This is a genomic window from Helicobacter pylori, from assembly GCF_014496965.1.
Lineage (GTDB): Bacteria > Campylobacterota > Campylobacteria > Campylobacterales > Helicobacteraceae > Helicobacter > Helicobacter pylori_CZ.
On record NZ_JACTCR010000002.1, the window covers coordinates 105,507 to 123,822 of the forward strand.

Consider the following 18,316-nt stretch of genomic DNA (forward strand, 5'->3'; position numbering starts at 1 on the left):
AAATAAGGATTTGTTTTAATCAAATTGGATAAGCCTTATTAAATTTTAATATTTTTAATTTTTTAAAAAATGGGGTTTTGGTTACTTTATTAAACTCGTTTTCTTAAAAAGCTATCACTTGACTGGCATCAATTCTTTTGTGTTTTTTATTATCAGTATTATAAAATCAATCTAAAACTTAAGATTTATAATATTTAATCGTGTAATCTATCCCCGAATAAAGGGTTAAAAAAACCGCTATGGCCACAAGTGCATAGGAGTAAGTTAAATTGGCTAATAAAGCGCCAATCGCCACGACTTGAGACACGGTTTTATACTTGCCTAGTGCATTGACAGGAATATCCTTTTTTTCATTAGCGGCTAAGACTCTAAGCCCTGAAATAAAAAATTCACGCCCTAAAATCACAAACGGGATCCACGCATTCACACGATCCAAATGGACTAACCCTAAAAACGCGCTCAAAATAAGGATTTTATCCGCTAAAGGGTCAAAGATTTCCCCAAAGCGCGATTTGGCTTTATAGCTTCTAGCGATGTAGCCGTCCAATAAATCCGTGAGTGCGGCAAACAAAAAAACCAATGAAGAGATCATATTGATGTGAAAGGGGGTTAAAAAACTAAAATAAGTGCGTGTGTTTAACAATAAAAATAATAAAAATAAGGATAAGACAATGCGTAAAATCGTCAAAAAATTAGGCAGGAGTTTTAAAATTTTCATGCTTTCAAAAAGACTTGTGAAAAATTCAAAAACGCGCGCCCTAAAAACCCAAGCGCCACACACATTAAAACCACAGCGATCGTTAAAAAAAGGATAACTAACGCTTGCACTAAAATCCCTAAAAGAGCCAACATGAAACTAAAAAGCAATAACCTAAACCCGCTTAAAAAAAACCTTTCTTGCGTGTAAAGGCTCAATTCTCTATAGAGTTTGTGCAAATAGAAAATAGAAACGCCATTACCGATTAGCGAAAGAGCGTTACTGGCGTTAGGGATAAGATAGCTTAAAAGGGCGCATAAAATCAGCGCTAAAAAACTGAAAGCAAAATTTTCAAAAAAACTCAGATGGCGTGTGATTTTAGAAAGCCTGTAAAAACCAATCGCTCCGGCAATAAACCCAAGCACGCACAAAAAAAGAGACAATAAAACGATATAAGTTAGTTGGTTATTAAAGAGATTAGAAACTTGAAACGATTTAGCCCCGCTTGAAACAAGAAAAAGCGCTAGCAAGATAGCCCCACACAAAGGGGCGAAAAAATAGCACAACAAGCATTTTTTAATGAATTGCAACTCTTTGTTTTGGTGGATGTGGATAATGTTTTGCAAGAAAAATCTTTATTTAAAAGTAGTCCCGCCATCTACAACGATTGTTTGCCCTGTAAGCCAACCGCTTTGGGTTTCATCGCATAAAAAATAAGCCGCTCCGGCTAGATCGTTAGGATTGCCCATGCGTTTTAGGGGCGATTGCTCTTCTACTTTTTCTTTAATCTCCACATAATCAGGGAAGGCTTTCAAAGCGTCCGTATCAATAGGCCCGCCACTCACTGCATTCACTCTAATGTTAAACTCGCCTAAATCAACGGCAGCGTATTTGACTATGGTTTCTACGGCGTTTTTAGAATTGCCATGCCCGGCGTAATTAGGCATATAGACTAAATTCCCGGTAGAGCTTAAGCTCACGATCGCCCCACCGCCTATTTTTTGCATGCGTTTTGCCGCTTCTTGAGCCCCCACCACAAACGCTAACACAGTGGCTGTATAAATATTGTTCAACCCCTTAGGTTTTAATCGCATGAACGGTGCAAATCCGCCCACGACAGAACGCCCGTAAATAATAGCGTTAGAAATAAAAAAATCCACTCTGTCAAAATCAGCGTCAATTTGCTTGAAAAGCTCTGTGTATTGCTCAGGCTCTAAAACATTGAGAGGGTAGGCTTTGGCTTTAATGGAATATTTTTGCTCCACATCTTCTATAATTTTGTTGGCTTCTTCAACATTTTTATTGTAAGTGAAAGCGATATTCACGCCGCTTTGAGCGAAGCGATACAGTATCGCCTTGCCAATCCCTCTAGTCGCGCCGCTGATCACTAGGGTTTTATTTTTCATGTGATTGGAATTGTTCATGCAATTACCTCATATTGTTGTAAAGTTTTTTCTAAAAGTTGAATCGTTTCCTTGCTTGGGGCCACTAAAGGCAGTCTGTAGCTTGGGTTTTCAATCAAGCCGGCTAAATGCATAGCCATTTTAATAGGGATAGGATTCGTTTCTACAAAAAGGGCTTGGTGCAAATGGAAAAGCTTATTTTGGATTTCTAGGGCTTGTTGGTATTCAAATTTGAGCGCGCAATTGACCATTTGCGAAATCAAATTGGGCATTAAATTACCGGTCACTGAAATCACGCCGCACCCCCCTGAAAACATGATAGAGTGGTTGAGCGAATCTTCCCCGCTAAAAATTTTAAAATCTTTTTCATAGTAATGCAATTCTGTTACTCTTTTCAAAGAGCCAGACGCTTCCTTAATGGCTTTAATGTTAGGGACTTCTCTAAAGAGTTTGAGGGCGGTTGGGACTTCAATAGACACGCCTGTGCGGCTTGGCACATCATAAAGCATGACAGGGATTTCCACTGATTGAGCGATAGTTTTATAATGTTCAAACAAGCCTTGCTGGGTGGGGCGGTTATAATAAGGGCTTACGCATAAAATCGCATCCGTGCCGATTTTTTGAGCGAACTTTGCTAAAGAAAGCGACTCGCTCGTGGCGTTACTGCCCACGCCGGCTAACACTTTCATGCGTGAATTGGAAGGCGTTTTAGTGCTTTTGCAAGTCTCTATGGCGATTTCAATGCAACGCATATGCTCTTTGTGGGTGAGCGTGGCGGATTCTCCTGTCGTGCCAACAGGCACGCATGCGTCCATGCCTTGAAAAATTTGGCGCTTGATCAAGGTTTCATAAGCGGCCTCATCAACGCTCAAATCTTTTTTAAAAGGCGTAATTAACGCGCTAGATGAATGAAATTGCATGTTATAAGGCTCTTTTAAGGTTTCAAAAACACGGTGGTTGATTGGGCGTCTTTAAAATATTCATTAGCCACACGCACCAAATCGCTCACTTTCAAATCCAAAAATTGTTGCTGATAATCGGTCAAGCCTTGAAGATCGTTTTGCACTAGATAGTCCGCAAAAAGCCCCGCCACATCGCTAGAACTTTCTAAATTAGAAATAAAATCAGCTTTTTGATTGATTTTGATCTTGTCTAATTCCGCTTGAGTGATTTCACCTTTTTTAAGCTTTTCTAAAAGCGCTACGATTTCTTTTTGTAAGGCTTCAGCTTTGATATTAGGATTACCCCCAGCGATGAATAAAAACACGCTTTCATCTTGTAATTGCATGTTGTGCGAGAAAGCTTGAGAGGCTAGGCGTTTTTTATCCACTAATTCGCTTTGTAACCACGAGCTTTTGCCTTCGCCTAAAAGCTTGCTTAACGCGTCTAGGGCGACTTGATCTTTATGCTTGAAAGCAGGCACTTTATACCCTAACGCTACCCATTCTAAATGGACCCCATCTTTATGCACGACTGCCGTTCTTGCCCCATCTTGCTTAGGCTCTTTCATGTAAGGGGTGGGGATAGCCTTTTCATCAAGGTTTTTTAAGGATTCAAAATGCTTTTTAGTCAATTCAAAAACCTTTTGGGAATTGACATCGCCCACCACTAAAACGATAGCGTTTTTAGGCTGATAATAGAGCGAATGGAATTTTTTAATGTCTTTTAAAGTCCAGTTTTGAATATCGTCCATAAAACCAATGGGCGTCCAATGGTAGGGGTGATAGACATAAGCGGTGTTAAAAAAGCGGAAATAAAGCATGCCGATAGGGGAATTATCAGTGCGCCATCGCCTTTCTTCAGCGACCACTTGACGCTCAGGTAAAAACTCATCTTCTTTTAAATTCAAAGAACCCATGGTTTCAGCGAACAATTCTAAAGATTTATCTAGGTTAGCCTGACTGGTTTTAATGAAATAGCGTGTAATATCAAAGCTCGTAGAAGCGTTACTCACGCCCCCAAAACGCTTAACGATTTTATCAAATTCGCCGGCTTTAAGGTTTTTGGTGCTTTTAAAATTCAAATGCTCTAACATGTGAGCGATCCCGCTCTTGCCCATGACTTCGTTCCTAGAGCCGACTTTATAAAGCACATCCACTTCTATAACCCCGGTTTTATTTTCTAGGGGGACGCTTACGACTTGCAACCCATTTTTTAAAGTAATACTCTCATGTTTGGGTAAGTAAGATTGTGCGTGCATGCTCGCTCCTAAAGTGACTAACAAGACAGAACTAAGCCTCAAAAGTCTTTTAACAGAAAAATATCTCATCTTAAATCCGCTCCTATAGCCTCTTTGACGCTCAAAAATCCATCTTTTTGGAGTAATTTTACCAAATCTTTAAGAATATTTTGGCATAAATTTGGCCCATTGTAAATAAAAGCGCTATAAATTTGTAACAGACTCGCTCCCATTTTAATCCTTTCATAAGCTTCTTTGGCATCGCTAATCCCCCCCACAGAAACAAGAACGCTTTTATTAAAAAAAGCTTTAGCCAGTTCTTTAAAGATTTCACGGCTTTTTTTAGTCAAACATTTCCCGCTCAAGCCCCCCATTTCTTTAGGAGCGAACACCAGGCTTTTATCAATCGTGGTGTTAGTCGCAATGATTCCATGCACTCCTGCTTCAATAGCGCTATTGACCACTTCTAGCATGCCATCTATTTCTAAATCCGGGGCGATTTTTAAAAATAAAGGCTTATGGGTCATTTCTTTCGCCATGCAAAAAAGCTCATTCACAAACGCTTTGTTTTGCAAATCCCTTAAATTAGGGGTGTTGGGCGAAGAAAGGTTGAAGGTGTAATAATCGCCAATGTTTAAACATTTATTTAAAACCGCCTTGTAATCTTTTAGGGCATGCGCTTGCTCTATGCGTTTGTTTTTGCCTAAATTGATGCCAATAGGGGTTTTATAAGGGGCGAAGCGATTGAACGATCTCGCTGCTAAAATTGCCCCATGATTATTAAACCCCATCGCATTTTGCAAGGACTCTTCTTCAATGTGCCTAAAAAGCCTTGGCCTTTCATTCCCCACTTGCGCTTCATTGGTGAGAGTGCCTGCTTCTAAATAGCCAAACCCAAAAGCGATTAAAGCCCTGAGCATGGAGATATTTTTATCAAAACCGGCGGCTAATCCTAAAGGGTTAGGGAAATGCAAGCCTAAAATTTCATTTTCAAGCTTTGGGTTTTTATAACCCCATTGAGAATCAATCAAACCACACAAAAAGGGCGATGAAGAAAGCATTCTTAAAATTTTACACACTTTTTCATGTGCGTCTTCAGCGTCTAGGCTAAAAAGATATTTTTTTAATAACGAATAAAGCATTTAAATCCTTATCTTTTATGATTTGAACAATAACCCTTAAAAGGTTTTAAGGGCTTGTTTTTCAAAATAATCTTGTGAATTTAAAGGATCGTTAGGGTTTGAAACTTTAATATAACGGCCTTTAGAATTTAACTCATAGCGTTTTAGGGTGTCTTTCAATTGGATTTCTAAAATATGCAACAATTTATTAGCGATCTTTGGGTTTGTGGCCGGGACAAGCAATTCCACGCGCCTTTCTAAATTTCTGGGCATTAAATCCGCGCTAGAAAAATAGATATTCTCATGTTTAAAATAATAAATGCGCGCATGTTCTAAATATTTCCCCACAATAGAATACACCCTGATATTTTCGCTCAATCCCTTGACTTGGGGCTTTAAACAGCAAATCCCTCTAATAATGAGATCAATTTTAACCCCTTTTTGAGAGGCTTGATAGAGCCATTCAATGATTTCGCTATCTACTAGGGCGTTGGCTTTTAAAATGATATAGCCTTCTTGTTGGCGATTCATTTCATTTTGAATGAGTGTAATGATTTTAGGCTTGATCTGTTTGGGCGCCATAAAAAGCGTTTCTAATGCGCTATTAGTCGCGCTACTAGTGAGCAAGGAATGGAAAAGCTTGATAATGTCGTTAGCGATTTCATTTTTAGCGCTAAAAAAACTCACATCGGTATAGATTTTAGCGCTCAAAGGGTTGTAATTGCCCGTGCTTAAATGGGTGAAATGGCGTAATTGGTTGTCTGTTTTTTTAGTGATCACTAGCATTTTAGCATGCACTTTGAGTTTGAAAACGCCATAAACGACTAACGCGCCCGCCCTTTCTAAAGCTTTTGCCCAATGCAGATTGCTCTCTTCATCAAAGCGCGCTTTTAATTCCACTAAAACGCTCACTTGAATCTTACTCGCCGCTTCAATTAAGGCTTTGACAATGGGGGAATGCTTGCCCACACGATAAAGCGTCATTTTGATAGAAAGGGTGGTGGGATCGCTAGCGGCTTGCTCTATTAGATCAATCACAGGCTCAAAACTTTCATACGGGTGGAACAGCAACAGATCTTGCTTTTCTATGGATTTAAAGAGATCGTTTTCATTGAAATGAGGGTGGATTTTGGGCGTGAAATTGGGCGATTTAAGCGCTTTAAAATCGCTATGATTGACCAATTCCCACAAATCCCCTAAATTGAGCATGATCGCGCTTTTATAGGCATGCATGCCGGTGAGTTTGTGCTTTTTGTAAGAGTGGGTTTGAAAACTCCTTAAAGACGCTAAAAGGGTTTTTAAAAGCTCTTGACTCCCTTTTTGGGTTTGCAAGCGCACGATTTCGCCTTGATTGCGTTTCCTTAAACTCTTACTCATCAAATCCGCATAATCATGCGCTTCATCTTCAGTGATGGCAATATCCGCATCGCAAGTTACCCTAAACGCCATGCAATCTAAAATCTCATGCTCTAAAAACAATTCTTCTAAATGCGCTTCTACGATTTCTTCAGCCAGCACAAACAAGCCTTTTTCTAGCTCTACAAAACGGAAGATAAAAGAGGGGAGTTTGATGAGCGCATAGGAGATGGTTTGGGTTTCTTTGTCTTTAATGCGGGCAAAAAGCGCGAAAGTCAAATTCGCTAAAGGCGGGAAAGTGTGCGAAGAATCCAACTTAAAAGGCAAAACTAACGCATAAAGTTGCTCTTTAAAATAGGTTTTAGCCTTAGCTTTTTGCTCCAAATTCAATTCATTATAGGGGGTGATACAAAGCCCTTTTTTGAAGAGTAGGGCTTGGATTTTTTGGAATTCTAACTCCCTTTCTTCAATTTCATGCGCTAAATAATGCTTGATTTTTTCTAATTGTTCTTCAGGGCTTGCGCCATCAATGCCTTTAGAGGCGATTTTATGCTCATAGAGTTGTTTAAGCCCTGCCGCTCTTATCATGTAAAATTCGTCTAAATTCGTGTCATAAATGGCTAAAAATTTCAAGCGCTCTAATAAAGGCAAGCTCTCATCTTTGGCTTCGTTTAAAACCCTTGTGTTAAAAGCTAACCATGAAAGCTCTCGGTTAAAGAAACGATTCAATAGAAATCCTTTAATCATCATGTTTAAAAATCAGTTTGTTTGGTGTGATTATATAATGAAATGATAATGATTGAAGCTTTTTTAAAAAGTCATGGTCGGAGTAGCGGGATTCAAACCCACGACCTCACCCACCCCAAGGGTGCGCGCTAATCAGGCTGCGCCATACTCCGCAATCAAAAAGGGGTATTTTAATATAAGTTTTCTTAGTTATTGCTTATTTTTGGTTTTTATTTGTTGTGGGTTAGACACAAAAACCTAAAAAATGCTAAAAGCATTTTTTAAAATAAAAATATAAAAGAGCTTGACGCTAGTCAAGCGATAGCTTATTGAAAAAGCGGTCTTGGGGGTTAGGGGGTTTCTTAAGGGGGTTAAGGGGGTATTATCGCAAAATACCCCCTATCCCCTTAAGGAAATGAGTTTTACTATAAGATTTTTCATTTTGGTTTGACTTGTTGTTTTAAGAGTAGGGGGAGTAGAAAGTCCCTGATTTGTTCTAATTTTTTAGAAGTTCTTGTGTTAATGGATATAAGCGTGAGTAGAGGCATAATAATTTGATTAAATTTTTTAATTTCATGCACGGACGGCATGTAAATAGGATATTTTTTAAGCAAATTTTTTTGTAAGTGTTTAAGGCTAGTTCCTTGAAAAAAGCTTTGATTGATATAGGTTTTTATGCTTGAAAGCAGTAAATATAAATAGTCGCTAAATTCGTTAGCGCCAATACACCAAGTATCCGTTGAATAAGAAGCTTTGCCTACATAAAATTTAATACCAGCATTACCTCCAGTGTTTAAAAAGCAATTTCTGCCATCAATGATCGCTTTAGGATAGGATAAGATATTATCTCCGCTTGTAAAAAAGGGGTATTTATCTTGGGTTTTTTGGGCGTTTTTAACCATAATACTAGATTTAGGATTTTCAATAATAATTTGTTCTAGCTTTGCATTTTTAGGTTTGTATTTGAAATAATATTCATAGACTTTATGAGCGAGGTTGTGTAAAAGCTCATTGATTTTGTGGTTGTTTTCAATTTTTTGATCTAGGATAGAAAGCGTGCGGGCGATTTTTTGTTGTTCGTAATAAGTAGGGGGTATCTTAACTTTAAACAGACCTAAAGCAATATTATAAATTCCTTTAATAGTAGTTCCTTCACCCATGTTTATAAAATTGTTTTTATGATACTTTAGTAAGTAGTATAAAAATTCAAAATAAATTTTTTTGTTAGGGATAATGCTTTTAAAATCTTGATTGGTGCATAGCCTTTTTTTGGCAATAGCCACATAACCTATGGGAGCTCTTGAAGAAAATAAAATGGCATGTTTTGGGAGTAATACACAAGAGCATGATTTAAATCCTAAGCGTGAAATGCTACGGCTGCCTTTTTTAATGTAACGCCCTTGTAAAGTGGATAAATCTTTAGGGGTAATCCAAGCAATTTTATTGCCATAGTTTTTGGGGTTATTGGTAGATGGGGTAGCGCCACCGACTATTTTTCCTAAATCTTTTAAACAAAATGTTTGCCACTCACTCAAACCTAACCCCTTTTAAAGTTTCTAAAATTTCTTGTTGCAAGCTCTGGCTTTCATCAAAAAGGCTTGTCAATTCGCTTGAATATTGTTGCATTAAGTTTTCAAACTCTGCTTGGCTTATTTTCTCGCTTGTGTCTTCTATAGTGAAATACTGCCCGGGGTTTAGAGAATAATTTTTTTCTGTGATTTCATCAAAAGAAACCAGAGCGCAAAAATCCGCTTTTTGGGTTTTATTTTGAAAAGTTTCTAAAATCAAATCAATATCGCTCCCTCTTAAGCGCGTTTTTTTGTTTTTGTTTTCGGTGTATTCTTCGCCGAGTTTGGAAGCGTCAATCAAAACCACTTCATTTGCGCTTGGCGTTTTTTTAAAAAAGATGATGCTCACATTAGTGCCGGTGTTGGCAAAAACTTGACTGGGCATGCAAATCACCCCATAAACGAGCTTTTTATCCACTAAATGCCTGACAATCTTATTTTCTACCCCGCTTTTAGCGCTAATGAATCCGGTTGGCACGACTATAGCCCCCTTACCCTTATCGCTAAGCATGTTCAAGCAATGCTGGAAAAAGAGCGTGTAAATGGGCATTTTGCTTTTATCGTTTTTAGGGATATTAGGCACGCCTAAGAAAAAATCGTTTTTGTTTTGCGAAATTTCGGCATGCTCGTTGGAAAAATCTAGCTTGAAAGGGGGGTTACTCACGATGTAATCCATTTTCCCTTTGCATTCTTTAGAATGGTAGGGGTTGGTTAAAGTGTTTCCCTCAATGGCGTATTTTAAAGAGTGGGTCAAGTCGTTTAAAATGAGGTTGAGTTTGAGCATTTTTAAGGATTTTTGCGAAATGTCTTGGGCATAAAGGGTGCAAGAATCCGTGCCTATTTGGTGGGCTAATGCCATTAAAAGCGTTCCTGTGCCTGCACTTGGGTCATAGATTTTGACATTTTTAGTTGGCTCATTAACTAAAAGCTTAGCAATGATGCTAGCGATGCTTAAAGGGGTGTAGTATTCGGCGTATTTGCCTCCTCCGGCGTTATTGTAATCTTTGAGTAAGTATTCAAAAATGGGGGCGAAAAAATCATAGCCTTGCTGGTTTTGCAGGTTTAAAAAAGCTTGTTTGAAATCAAAATTTTTGAGTTTGTCTAGTAAAACTCTGGTGAAATTAGCCCTTTTAGACTCTTCATTAATGTATTGTGAGATGCTTTCAAATAGGGCGATATTGGTTTCATCCGTGCTTTTGGTGTTGAAAAGCTCGGCATTATTGCTAGAAATACGATTAAAAATAATATCTAGCTTTAGGTGCAAATCGTTATCGTTAAAATGTTTTTCAAAAAGATAGCTTAAAAGATCATCATAGGCTAGTTTGGGGAGTCTTTTATCAATTAAGGTAATAAAAAAATCTTCTTTTTCTTCTTCGTTAAAGTCTTTGTAATCTTGTATTGTTTGGTTAGGAAATTCTTGTTCAAAAAGGAATTCAAACTTATCGCATAAGAATTTATACAAAAAGCATTGTGTGATAATCTTGTATTCGTTGCCGTCGTTCCCTAAACCAAAACTCGCGCAAATGACTTTTAAATCATCAATGAGATTGAGGGTGTTTTGTTTGATTTGCAATAAAGCGTTATTAGGCATGCGAATTTCCTTGATGGTGGTTTTGTAGCTCGTTAAAAAGGGTTTGAATGATAAATTCTTTTTCTTTTTCTAAATCTTTTAAGGAGGGGTTTTCTTTGAAAGCGTTCCTTAATTCTAGTTTTATGGCATTTTTTAGGTGGTATTCTTCGTTTAAGATTTCTTGACGCTTAGAAATACGCTCATCAATAGCGCTTTTTAAGGCGCTTAAAATCGTGAAAATTCCCGCTTGGTCAGAAATGTTTTCTTTCATGAGGCGTTCGTGGAGGCGTTCGTGGAGGCGCTTGTGCGTGATCGCATAAGCTAGAGCATTATCGTATTTATTTAATAAGTGGGTGGTTTGTTGGTTGTGTTGTTTGAGTTGTGAAATGATCGCGCTATAAGAATGAGAAATCTCCTCAAAATTCTGGCTTGTTGCGGGCGTTTGGAGCAGTTTTGAAAAGTCTTTATAAATCTTTTGGATTTCTTTATCTTTTTGATCCGGGATTGTTTCTAAAATCTCTTTAGCTTGCTTTTGTTTGGCGCTAATTTCTTCGCTTTCTTTGAAGTGTAATTCTTTGCTTTCTTTATACGCTATTTTAAAGTCTAAAAGAGCGATGAGGTCTTCTAAAATGATTAAATCGTTTGGGTTTTTAGGCTCATTGATATTTTTTAACGCATGGAGGTGTTTGGCTTTTTTATGAAGCGTTGAAGAGATTTTATTGATCTTTTCAATATCAATTTTTTCTTTTAATGAAAGGATTTTTTCATCATTAGAAGTGCGGATTAAATTGTAGCGTTCTTTGAGCGTGTTGATAGCGTGTGAAACTTTTTGTAACTCGTCAATGCCGCTCATATTCACAATGGCGTTAGTCATGTCCTCTATATTATCAATGGGGTAATCAAAAAGATCGTTATAGGCGTTTTTAATGTCTTTTTCTAAAACCTTACGATCCGCAAACATGTCTTTGAGATTGTCTTTGATATTAGGATCGCTTTGATTGAATTGGTTTAACTCTTTCAAATAATCATCAGTCGTTTTGTCAAAATTTTCTTGAATCCCTACAAAATCTATAAGGTAGCCAAAAGACATGTTGTTATAGGGGCGATTCACTCTGGCTAGGGCTTGGAGTAAATTGTGATCTTTTAACTCTCTGTGGATATAAAGGCGCTTGAGATTGGGTGAATCAAAGCCGGTTAAAAGCATGTTAAACACAAAGGCTATATCCGTATCTTCATGTTTGAAAGAATAAATCTTTTCTTTGACTTCTTGCTCATCATGCAAAATCAGGCTAGATTTGAGTTTGTTTAAAATCCTTAGGTTGGGGTTTTTTTGTAAGACTTCTTCTTGGACTTCATTAAAAAGAAAATTAGCTAATCTAGCTTGCTTGCTTGAAAAACAAACCACCATGGCTTTTAAGTGTTCGTTGTCGTCATTCAGTTGTCTGAATTTCAATAAATCTCTAATGATATAAGAGAGCATTTCTTTAATGTATTTCTCATCATTAAAAATCGTTTCTTTTTTAACCTCTATGTCTTCAATAATGATGCTTTCTTGTAAAAGGCGATAGATTTCTTGTAGTTTTTCTTTGTAGCTCGTTTCAATGGTTTCTAACTGGAGTGTTAGGGTGTGGGCGTCTTTAATGGATTCTGTGTAAGAATAGGTGTGCAAGTAGTTGCCAAAAGTTTTTTTAGTGGCTTTATCTTGCGTGTTGTCTTCTAATAGGGGCGTGCCTGTGAGGGCGATTTTAATCGCTGTCTTGTCGCATTCTATCAAATTAGCGTAAAAACAACCTTTAGGATCGTAGCTCCTGTGGGCTTCATCTATGATAAACACCCTTTGTAAATCGTGGCTGTTTTGAATGGATTCTTGCAAGTCTGTTTTAGAAATAATTTCTTTAGGAGCGCTATGAGAGGAGTCTTCATTGGGGGCTTGGAATTTTTGGATATTCACAACGATGATTTCATCATTCCCTTGAGGGTTTTCAAACACGCTAGAGCTTTTTAATTTTTGGCTCAAACCCTCTTTATTTTCTGCCTCATGCGCTTGAAGGCCTCTTTTTAAAAACTCGTTTTTGGCTTGCTCTAATAAATCCAACCTATCCACAATAAAATAAAATTTAGTCTTTTTCCCTAGTGGGCTAAAAAAGTCTTTTATGAGTTTGGTTAAATGATAGGTTAAGGCGGTTTTACCACTGCCTTGCGTGTGCCAAATGATGCCTTTTAGGGGGTCTTTGGGGTTATTTTCATAATGCTTTTGCAATTCTTTTAAAACATTCAAGCTCGCAAACATCTGTGCATAACGCCAAATGTGTTTTTTAAACTCTGATTTTTCTTTTAAGAAACTGATGCCGTATTTTAGGATAAAGCAAAGCCTTTTTGGAGAGCAAAACGAAGTTAAAAGGGCGTTTGTGGGGGTGTCTTTAGGGCTTTTTGGGCAGTCGGTGTCTTTAAGGTTAAATTCGTTTAAGACGCTTTTTTGAATTTCTTCAAGCGATTTGTGGTTTTGATGGTTTTGATCATTTTTTCGGAGGGGGGGGTAATATCTAGCTTATCAGCTTCAACAAAGCGTTGGAAAATGGGCGAATAAGAAGCGCTATAAAACGCGCCTTGATTGGGGTTGTTTTCATCATAGGGCAAGTTATCGCTAAAGAGCCAAATTTGTGCAAGGTTATAAAAAACTTTGTTTTCGGGGTTTTCATAGCGTTTGATGTGGCGATCTCTTTCTTCTTTAATGCCTTTCCGGCGTAAGGCTGTTTAACTTCTATATTCACCAAAGGCAAGCCATTGATAAAAAGGGTGATGTCAGGCCTAAAGGATTTGTAGGGTAATTCAGCCATCATTTCATAAAGATTGTTGTTAGGGTTATCAAAGTCTATGATTTGACGCTCGCTTTTGAGCAAGTATTCATAAAAGCTTTTGCCTAAATCATCATAATTCAAGCGTTTTTTCATTTCAGTAAGCGAATCTTGTGCGTTTTTAGTGGGGTTTAATCGCTCAAACGCTTGAGTGAAACTATCTGTTAAAATATTAGTGGCCGTGTCTAGGTTAGGCTTAGAATTAGTGGGAATAAAATCATAGCCCAACTTGGCTAAATGCATTAAGGCAGGGACTTGAACCCTTGTGATTTCATTGTGTGGCATGAGCATCCCTTTGATTGAAGGTTGTTATTATAATGTAAAAATAAAAATCATGGTTGTTTGAGTCGCATTTGCAATAACAAACAAGCTTTTTTAAGGAATTGTTTTAAGGTGTTTTGAGAGTGGTTGGTGAAATGCGTAAGCTCATTTTCGTTAAGATGCAATGAAACGATCAGAACGCTTTGTAAGATATGAGCGATACTCCCTTCAAATAAAATGCCTATAGTGGGGGTTTTAGCGCTTGTTGTTTGGCAAAATCCATTCAAGCTATCCACCCATTCAAATATTTCTTGCTTGGTTTTGCAAGGCGTGTTTAAACGCATGAAAAAATTCTCTTTAAAACTGATCAGATTTTTTTGTAAATTTTTTAAATCCTTAGCATGGTTACTTTTAGGGCTAAACATGCTTTTAATATGAGCGATAGCTTCTTGTTTGTTGGAATGTTTCAATTTTACTTGAGAATGATTGAGGCTAACGGCATGCTTGATTTTAGCCCCATAACTTAAATTATAGACTTTTTTAGGCTGGTAATAATTAAGGGCTTCTTCAATCCTTTCTTTAGAGAGCAAAAAAAGCGAGTCGCTAAAAGTTTCATAACCTTTAAAATTACCCTCTACGCTGATTAAAGACGAAGGGTCAATTTCTTTTTCATTTTCGTAATAGGAATTTTGAGCGTGCTTTTTAAACCCTTTGATATAAGCGCAATCTAAAGCGCACAAATAAATTTCATCGCTCATCAAACTCGCTAAAGCCACCCCGGCATTGCCCACAAAAGGCGCTGCGTATTCTATATTTAAAGGGCTTATATACGCGCAAGCGCTCCCCCCACGCATAAACATTAACGCTTCTTTGGCCACATTAAAAGCGTTAGGATTGAGCATGTTAGCCCCTATTAAGGGGGTGTCTTCTAGGGGGGCTTTTTCTAAAATCTCTTTAAGATAGTCTATGCGCTCCACTTCTATTTGAAAATCCACTTTGATGCCATGTGTTTTTAAAGGCTTTAAAGCGGTTCCGCATGAAAAAATGATGAAATGATCTTCATTTTCTTTTAAAAAATCCAACAATAAATCCAGGCTTGGCCCGTTACCCACCACGCAAATGGGGGCGTTAATCTTTTTAGGTTTGGTTTTTAGAGTTTGGTATAAGGGTAAGTTTTTAAGCGTGTTTTTTAATCCTAGCAATTCATCTTCAAAACTCCCCCAACCCCTTAAAGCTTGTTTGTAATAGCTTTGAATGTTTTCTCGCATGCGTGAATTAAAAGCGCTTTTATAGGGCATGATTTCTAGCTTTAAAAAAGAATGCGTGATAGGGCGTTTCAAAAAATCCATTTTTAATTCATTAGGGTTAAAAAACCCTTCAATAAAGAGTTTAGCCCCTTTTGTAATCAAATCTTCATAACGCGCAAAATAACAGCTGATTTTAAACAAATCTAAATTTTCTTCAAACAAATAAAGCGAATGGAAGCGGTAATTTTGATCCTGTAAAATAGCCAAAAACAAGCCGTCCAAGACGCCATAAATCATGGTAGGGGGTAAGAATTTCTTTAAAGAGCAAGGCGTTTGATAATCATCTAAAAAGTTTGAGATCGCATGCGTGGCTTTAAGGGTTAGGGGGAGTTTGGGGTTGTTTTGAGTTTTTAAATAATTTAAAGAGAGGTGGTTATTGTCTAATGACCATCTGGGATTATTTAGGGGGTTAGAAGCCATGTTAAAAGCGATTTCTACCATTTGATTTTTAGGGTAGCTTAAAGCGTTTGTGGGTGTGTGTAAGAGATTGAAGTGGTTTTTTTCAAAAAGCAATTGGTAATTTTTAAAAGGCGTATTGAGAGCGTTAAAAAGATGGGGATTATAAGATTTGAAAAAAACTAAATTATCCCTAAAACGCTTTGAAATTTCTTTTTCTAAAAAGGGTGCATCAAAAGATTCTAGGGCTTTTAAAAAGGGCATTCAATAGCCTTTTTCATAAAACCCCTTAGGAGTTTTTTAAAGCATTTTCTAAGAGTTGGGAAGCGAGGGCGATCTTTTTCAACGAGATAAAATCTTGTTCGCTGTAGCGTTTGTTGTCGTTCATTTTATGGTAGTAGGGGGTGCTTAAATTTAGGGCTTTTTCCTCTAAATCTTGCTTGGTTATATTGGTTTGGATTTCAAAAAGATTTTTTGCTTCTTCTAAAGACATAGGGATTTCTATTGAATTGAAGCGTTCAAAATTATCATAAAGCTCGTTAAAATCTTGATTGTCTATCTGCAAAAACGCCCCCACATCTAAAAACAATTCTTTTTCTTTGCTATCCAAAACCCCATCAGCATAGGCTAATAACATAAGAAATTCCACTAATTTCAGGCGTTTGGTGTATTCCCCATGCGTGTGGTCGGCGATTTCTTGGCATAAGGATTCAAAATTTTCTTTTTTATCCACAGGCTCATTGAGAAGCTCTTTGGCTAAATTTTGCTGTTCGCTGTTTAAGGGTTGCTCTAATTCATTGATAAAAAGCGTCCTTAAGGCGTTATCCAAAGCGTTTTTTTGAATGTCTAAAAACTTTAAAAGACGCATATACGCGCCTGTTTGGGTTTGCTTGAATTTGTCTAGGGGGCTAGATTGCACCAACAAATAGGGGTCATTTTTCAAGTCGTATTCTTCGGTTTTGGTTTTAGGGTTTAGGGGGTTTTTCAAATATTCTTTGAGGGTGTTGTAAAAATAAAACAACACAACCGCCGCAACAATTAATAAAATGATTTCCATTTTTTTCCTTTATGAGTATTTTTTCATTTGTTCTTTAAGATCTTGTTTTTGCCTGCTCTCTCGCTCTTTTTTGGCTTGATAAAGACGCATTTGCTCTTCTTTTTGCTTGTCTTGTAAGATCATTTTCCTCTCATGGTTTTTTTTAAGCCGTTCTATGTATTCTTCTCGTTTTTCTGGGTCTTGGAAACTCACAGGGCGGATGAAAAAAACAAACAAGATCAATAAAAAAATCCCTATAGCGACAATCTCAGAGCCTTCGCCATTGAAAGCATACCAAAGCCCCCCCATCAAAGAAGCGAGTGCGAGTTTTAAAAAAGCGTTCATTTTAAATGAAAGTAACCTTATGATAATGCACATCAAGCCCTAAAGCTTGCGTGTTTTTTTCCCCCATAGCCATTAGCGCGATTTGAGGTAAAAATAAAGTGGGGGTGTTGTCATTATCTCTTTTATAAATCTTTGAAGCTTTTAAGCTTAAATTTTCAAAAGCGTGAAAAAGCCCTAAAGAATGCGCGATTAAAAAATCCGCCCCTAAATCAATCCCTAAATAGCGTAAATGCGCGCACTGGAGTAAGCCGCTTATTTCATTGACTTCTAAAAGGGGGGCGTAATTTTGAAAAGACTCTAAAAAATGGGGGGCTTTTAAACGGATTTTATTGAAAAAATGATCGCTTTGTTTGATGCGAGAAAATTCAGCCCCTAAAAACGCATCAAAAGGGCTTTTCAATTCCCATGCCAAAAATTCATTAACCCACTCATTAAGATAGACTATCTCAACGCCTTTTTCATAAACAAGCTGGTATTTTTTCAATTTTTCATTAATGGAGTCGATGATTTCAGGGTTGTTGTCTAAAACTTCTTTAGCATGCAAGATATTCAAATATGCATCTTCTTCGCAAAAAATGAGCGAAACGCCATTGGCTTTGGCTAGAGCCAAATTATACGCGCAAGCGGTGAGAAAATCATGCGTGCTTATAATCTTCCCATAATAGCCTCCATCATAACAAAAAGGCAGATCAATGGTTTTTTGCCCCATTTTTTCTAAATAGAGCTTGGCGCTTTTTAGAAGCGATTGCGCGTTTAAATGCTTCGCATAAGCGTTAAAGAGCGTGCAAGTTTTAGGGGGGTTAGGCGTTTTAGGGGGGTTAGAATTGTATTGAAAAAGGCTTAAAAGGTTTTTAGAAAAATCTTTCCATGGCTTGATTTTGGAATTGGTTAGGATTTCTTGCAATTCATAGATTTCATGGTCAATGTTGTCATCGTTTTTATAGAGGTAATGCGCCACGCTTAAAAAATTCATCACGCCGCTTTCAGGCTGAGAAATCATCTCTAATAACCGGTTGCGCTCTGTGGGGTAGCGCTTCATCAGCCATTTAACATACAAGAAAAAGCCATCGCCTAGATATTTAGGGTTTGTTTGGGGGTTGATAAAATTGATTTGGATAAACTTTTCTAATTCTTCTTTTTCGCCTTTAGTGATGTAGGGGACTTGTTTGAAAAAATCTTCATAGTTTTTTAAAACCGCCTTTTCATCAATCACCAAGTCTTTTAAAGCGTATCGTTTGGATAGGGGATCTAGCACCCATTCTTTAGAAAAAAACGCCACCAAATCGCTCACTTTAGCGTCTTCAAACACCGCAATTTGGTTGATTTTAAGCGCGATATTTTCATTATAGCTCACGCCTTTGAGTTGTTTTAAAAGATCCAAAAGGTATTGATCTTCTTGGTATTCTAAAAAATAAGACTCATAAGCAGGGTTGTAATCTTTGTTGGTTTCAAAACGAAAGACTTTTATGTGCAATTTCAAAACGCTCATCAATCAG

At 37.4% G+C, this 18,316-nt stretch carries 15 protein-coding genes, 1 tRNA gene and 1 pseudogene; 1 reads left to right on the plus strand and 16 read right to left on the minus strand.

The features are described from left to right. Window positions 1-178: 178 nt before the first annotated feature. The 11 genes from pgsA to H7O61_RS01595 all read right to left on the minus strand — a co-directional run bounded on the left by pgsA (window position 179) and on the right by H7O61_RS01595 (window position 12,910). On the minus strand, window positions 179-718 hold the full coding sequence (gene pgsA, locus H7O61_RS01545; RefSeq protein WP_162966364.1) for a CDP-diacylglycerol--glycerol-3-phosphate 3-phosphatidyltransferase: 540 nt from the start codon (window positions 716-718) through the stop codon (window positions 179-181). Further along, on the minus strand, window positions 715-1,323 hold the full coding sequence (locus H7O61_RS01550; protein WP_187874928.1) for a hypothetical protein: 609 nt from the start codon (window positions 1,321-1,323) through the stop codon (window positions 715-717). The genes pgsA and H7O61_RS01550 overlap by 4 nt, the downstream gene beginning before the upstream one ends. A 9-nt stretch (window positions 1,324-1,332) precedes the next feature. After that, window positions 1,333-2,121, minus strand: a complete 789-nt coding sequence (locus tag H7O61_RS01555) for an enoyl-ACP reductase (RefSeq protein ID WP_021302254.1) — start codon at window positions 2,119-2,121, stop codon at window positions 1,333-1,335. Next, entirely contained in the window at window positions 2,118-3,020 is a 903-nt protein-coding gene (gene dapA / locus H7O61_RS01560) for a 4-hydroxy-tetrahydrodipicolinate synthase (protein WP_187874929.1), read from the minus strand. The genes H7O61_RS01555 and dapA overlap by 4 nt, the downstream gene beginning before the upstream one ends. A gap of 14 nt (window positions 3,021-3,034) precedes the next feature. Further along, window positions 3,035-4,369 (minus strand): zinc protease PqqE, encoded by a 1,335-nt coding sequence (gene pqqE / locus H7O61_RS01565; protein ID WP_187874930.1) that lies wholly within the window; start codon window positions 4,367-4,369, stop codon window positions 3,035-3,037. Continuing rightward, window positions 4,366-5,421 carry a quinone-dependent dihydroorotate dehydrogenase gene (locus H7O61_RS01570; RefSeq protein WP_187874931.1) on the minus strand — a complete coding sequence of 352 codons (1,056 nt, stop codon included), beginning with the start codon at window positions 5,419-5,421 and terminating at the stop codon, window positions 4,366-4,368. Before H7O61_RS01570 ends, pqqE begins: the two co-directional genes overlap by 4 nt. 36 nt (window positions 5,422-5,457) lie before the next feature. After that, entirely contained in the window at window positions 5,458-7,485 is a 2,028-nt protein-coding gene (locus tag H7O61_RS01575) for an RNA degradosome polyphosphate kinase (protein ID WP_187874932.1), read from the minus strand. A gap of 92 nt (window positions 7,486-7,577) precedes the next feature. Next, window positions 7,578-7,655, minus strand: a tRNA-Pro gene (locus H7O61_RS01580). A 264-nt stretch (window positions 7,656-7,919) separates the two neighbouring features. Continuing rightward, on the minus strand, window positions 7,920-9,017 hold the full coding sequence (locus H7O61_RS01585; protein WP_187874933.1) for a restriction endonuclease subunit S: 1,098 nt from the start codon (window positions 9,015-9,017) through the stop codon (window positions 7,920-7,922). Then, window positions 9,010-10,641, minus strand: coding sequence for an N-6 DNA methylase (locus tag H7O61_RS01590; protein WP_187874934.1), 1,632 nt, complete (start codon window positions 10,639-10,641; stop codon window positions 9,010-9,012). Before H7O61_RS01590 ends, H7O61_RS01585 begins: the two co-directional genes overlap by 8 nt. Next, window positions 10,634-12,910 (minus strand): DEAD/DEAH box helicase family protein, encoded by a 2,277-nt coding sequence (locus H7O61_RS01595; RefSeq protein ID WP_231623812.1) that lies wholly within the window; start codon window positions 12,908-12,910, stop codon window positions 10,634-10,636. Before H7O61_RS01595 ends, H7O61_RS01590 begins: the two co-directional genes overlap by 8 nt. Before the next feature lie 55 nt (window positions 12,911-12,965). Between H7O61_RS01595 and H7O61_RS07960 the strand changes: the two genes are divergently transcribed. Beyond that, window positions 12,966-13,100, plus strand: coding sequence for a hypothetical protein (locus H7O61_RS07960; RefSeq protein ID WP_001146209.1), 135 nt, complete (start codon window positions 12,966-12,968; stop codon window positions 13,098-13,100). On the opposite strand, the pseudogene H7O61_RS07810 reads toward H7O61_RS07960, so the two are convergent. The 5 genes and pseudogenes from H7O61_RS07810 to H7O61_RS01615 form a co-directional block, all read right to left on the minus strand. Then, window positions 13,084-13,760, minus strand: a pseudogene (locus tag H7O61_RS07810) (type I restriction endonuclease). The gene H7O61_RS07960 and the pseudogene H7O61_RS07810 sit on opposite strands and share 17 nt — an antisense overlap. Before the next feature lie 47 nt (window positions 13,761-13,807). Next, complete coding sequence (locus H7O61_RS01600) at window positions 13,808-15,703, minus strand: motility associated factor glycosyltransferase family protein (protein WP_187874935.1); 1,896 nt, start codon at window positions 15,701-15,703, stop codon at window positions 13,808-13,810. Window positions 15,704-15,728: 25 nt separating this feature from the next. Next, window positions 15,729-16,496, minus strand: coding sequence for a TerB family tellurite resistance protein (locus H7O61_RS01605; RefSeq protein ID WP_187874936.1), 768 nt, complete (start codon window positions 16,494-16,496; stop codon window positions 15,729-15,731). A 9-nt stretch (window positions 16,497-16,505) separates the two neighbouring features. Then, window positions 16,506-16,820 carry a hypothetical protein gene (locus H7O61_RS01610; RefSeq protein WP_001860400.1) on the minus strand — a complete coding sequence of 105 codons (315 nt, stop codon included), beginning with the start codon at window positions 16,818-16,820 and terminating at the stop codon, window positions 16,506-16,508. Window position 16,821: 1 nt separating this feature from the next. Then, window positions 16,822-18,309 (minus strand): DUF5644 domain-containing protein, encoded by a 1,488-nt coding sequence (locus H7O61_RS01615; RefSeq protein WP_187874937.1) that lies wholly within the window; start codon window positions 18,307-18,309, stop codon window positions 16,822-16,824. Window positions 18,310-18,316 lie beyond the last annotated feature (7 nt).

Bases quoted from the DNA above. Each gene is read 5' to 3' on its own strand.
- pgsA (WP_162966364.1), bottom strand. From the start codon at position 718: ATGAAAATTTTAAAACTCCTGCCTAATTTTTTGACGATTTTACGCATT.
- H7O61_RS01555 (WP_021302254.1), bottom strand. From the start codon at position 2,121: ATGAACAATTCCAATCACATGAAAAATAAAACCCTAGTGATCAGCGGC.
- dapA (WP_187874929.1), bottom strand. From the start codon at position 3,020: ATGCAATTTCATTCATCTAGCGCGTTAATTACGCCTTTTAAAAAAGAT.
- pqqE (WP_187874930.1), bottom strand. From the start codon at position 4,369: ATGAGATATTTTTCTGTTAAAAGACTTTTGAGGCTTAGTTCTGTCTTG.
- H7O61_RS01570 (WP_187874931.1), bottom strand. From the start codon at position 5,421: ATGCTTTATTCGTTATTAAAAAAATATCTTTTTAGCCTAGACGCTGAA.
- H7O61_RS01590 (WP_187874934.1), bottom strand. From the start codon at position 10,641: ATGCCTAATAACGCTTTATTGCAAATCAAACAAAACACCCTCAATCTC.
- H7O61_RS01595 (WP_231623812.1), bottom strand. From the start codon at position 12,910: ATGTTTGCGAGCTTGAATGTTTTAAAAGAATTGCAAAAGCATTATGAA.
- H7O61_RS07960 (WP_001146209.1), top strand. From the start codon at position 12,966: ATGCCGTATTTTAGGATAAAGCAAAGCCTTTTTGGAGAGCAAAACGAA.
- H7O61_RS01600 (WP_187874935.1), bottom strand. From the start codon at position 15,703: ATGCCCTTTTTAAAAGCCCTAGAATCTTTTGATGCACCCTTTTTAGAA.
- H7O61_RS01605 (WP_187874936.1), bottom strand. From the start codon at position 16,496: ATGGAAATCATTTTATTAATTGTTGCGGCGGTTGTGTTGTTTTATTTT.
- H7O61_RS01610 (WP_001860400.1), bottom strand. From the start codon at position 16,820: ATGAACGCTTTTTTAAAACTCGCACTCGCTTCTTTGATGGGGGGGCTT.
- H7O61_RS01615 (WP_187874937.1), bottom strand. From the start codon at position 18,309: ATGAGCGTTTTGAAATTGCACATAAAAGTCTTTCGTTTTGAAACCAAC.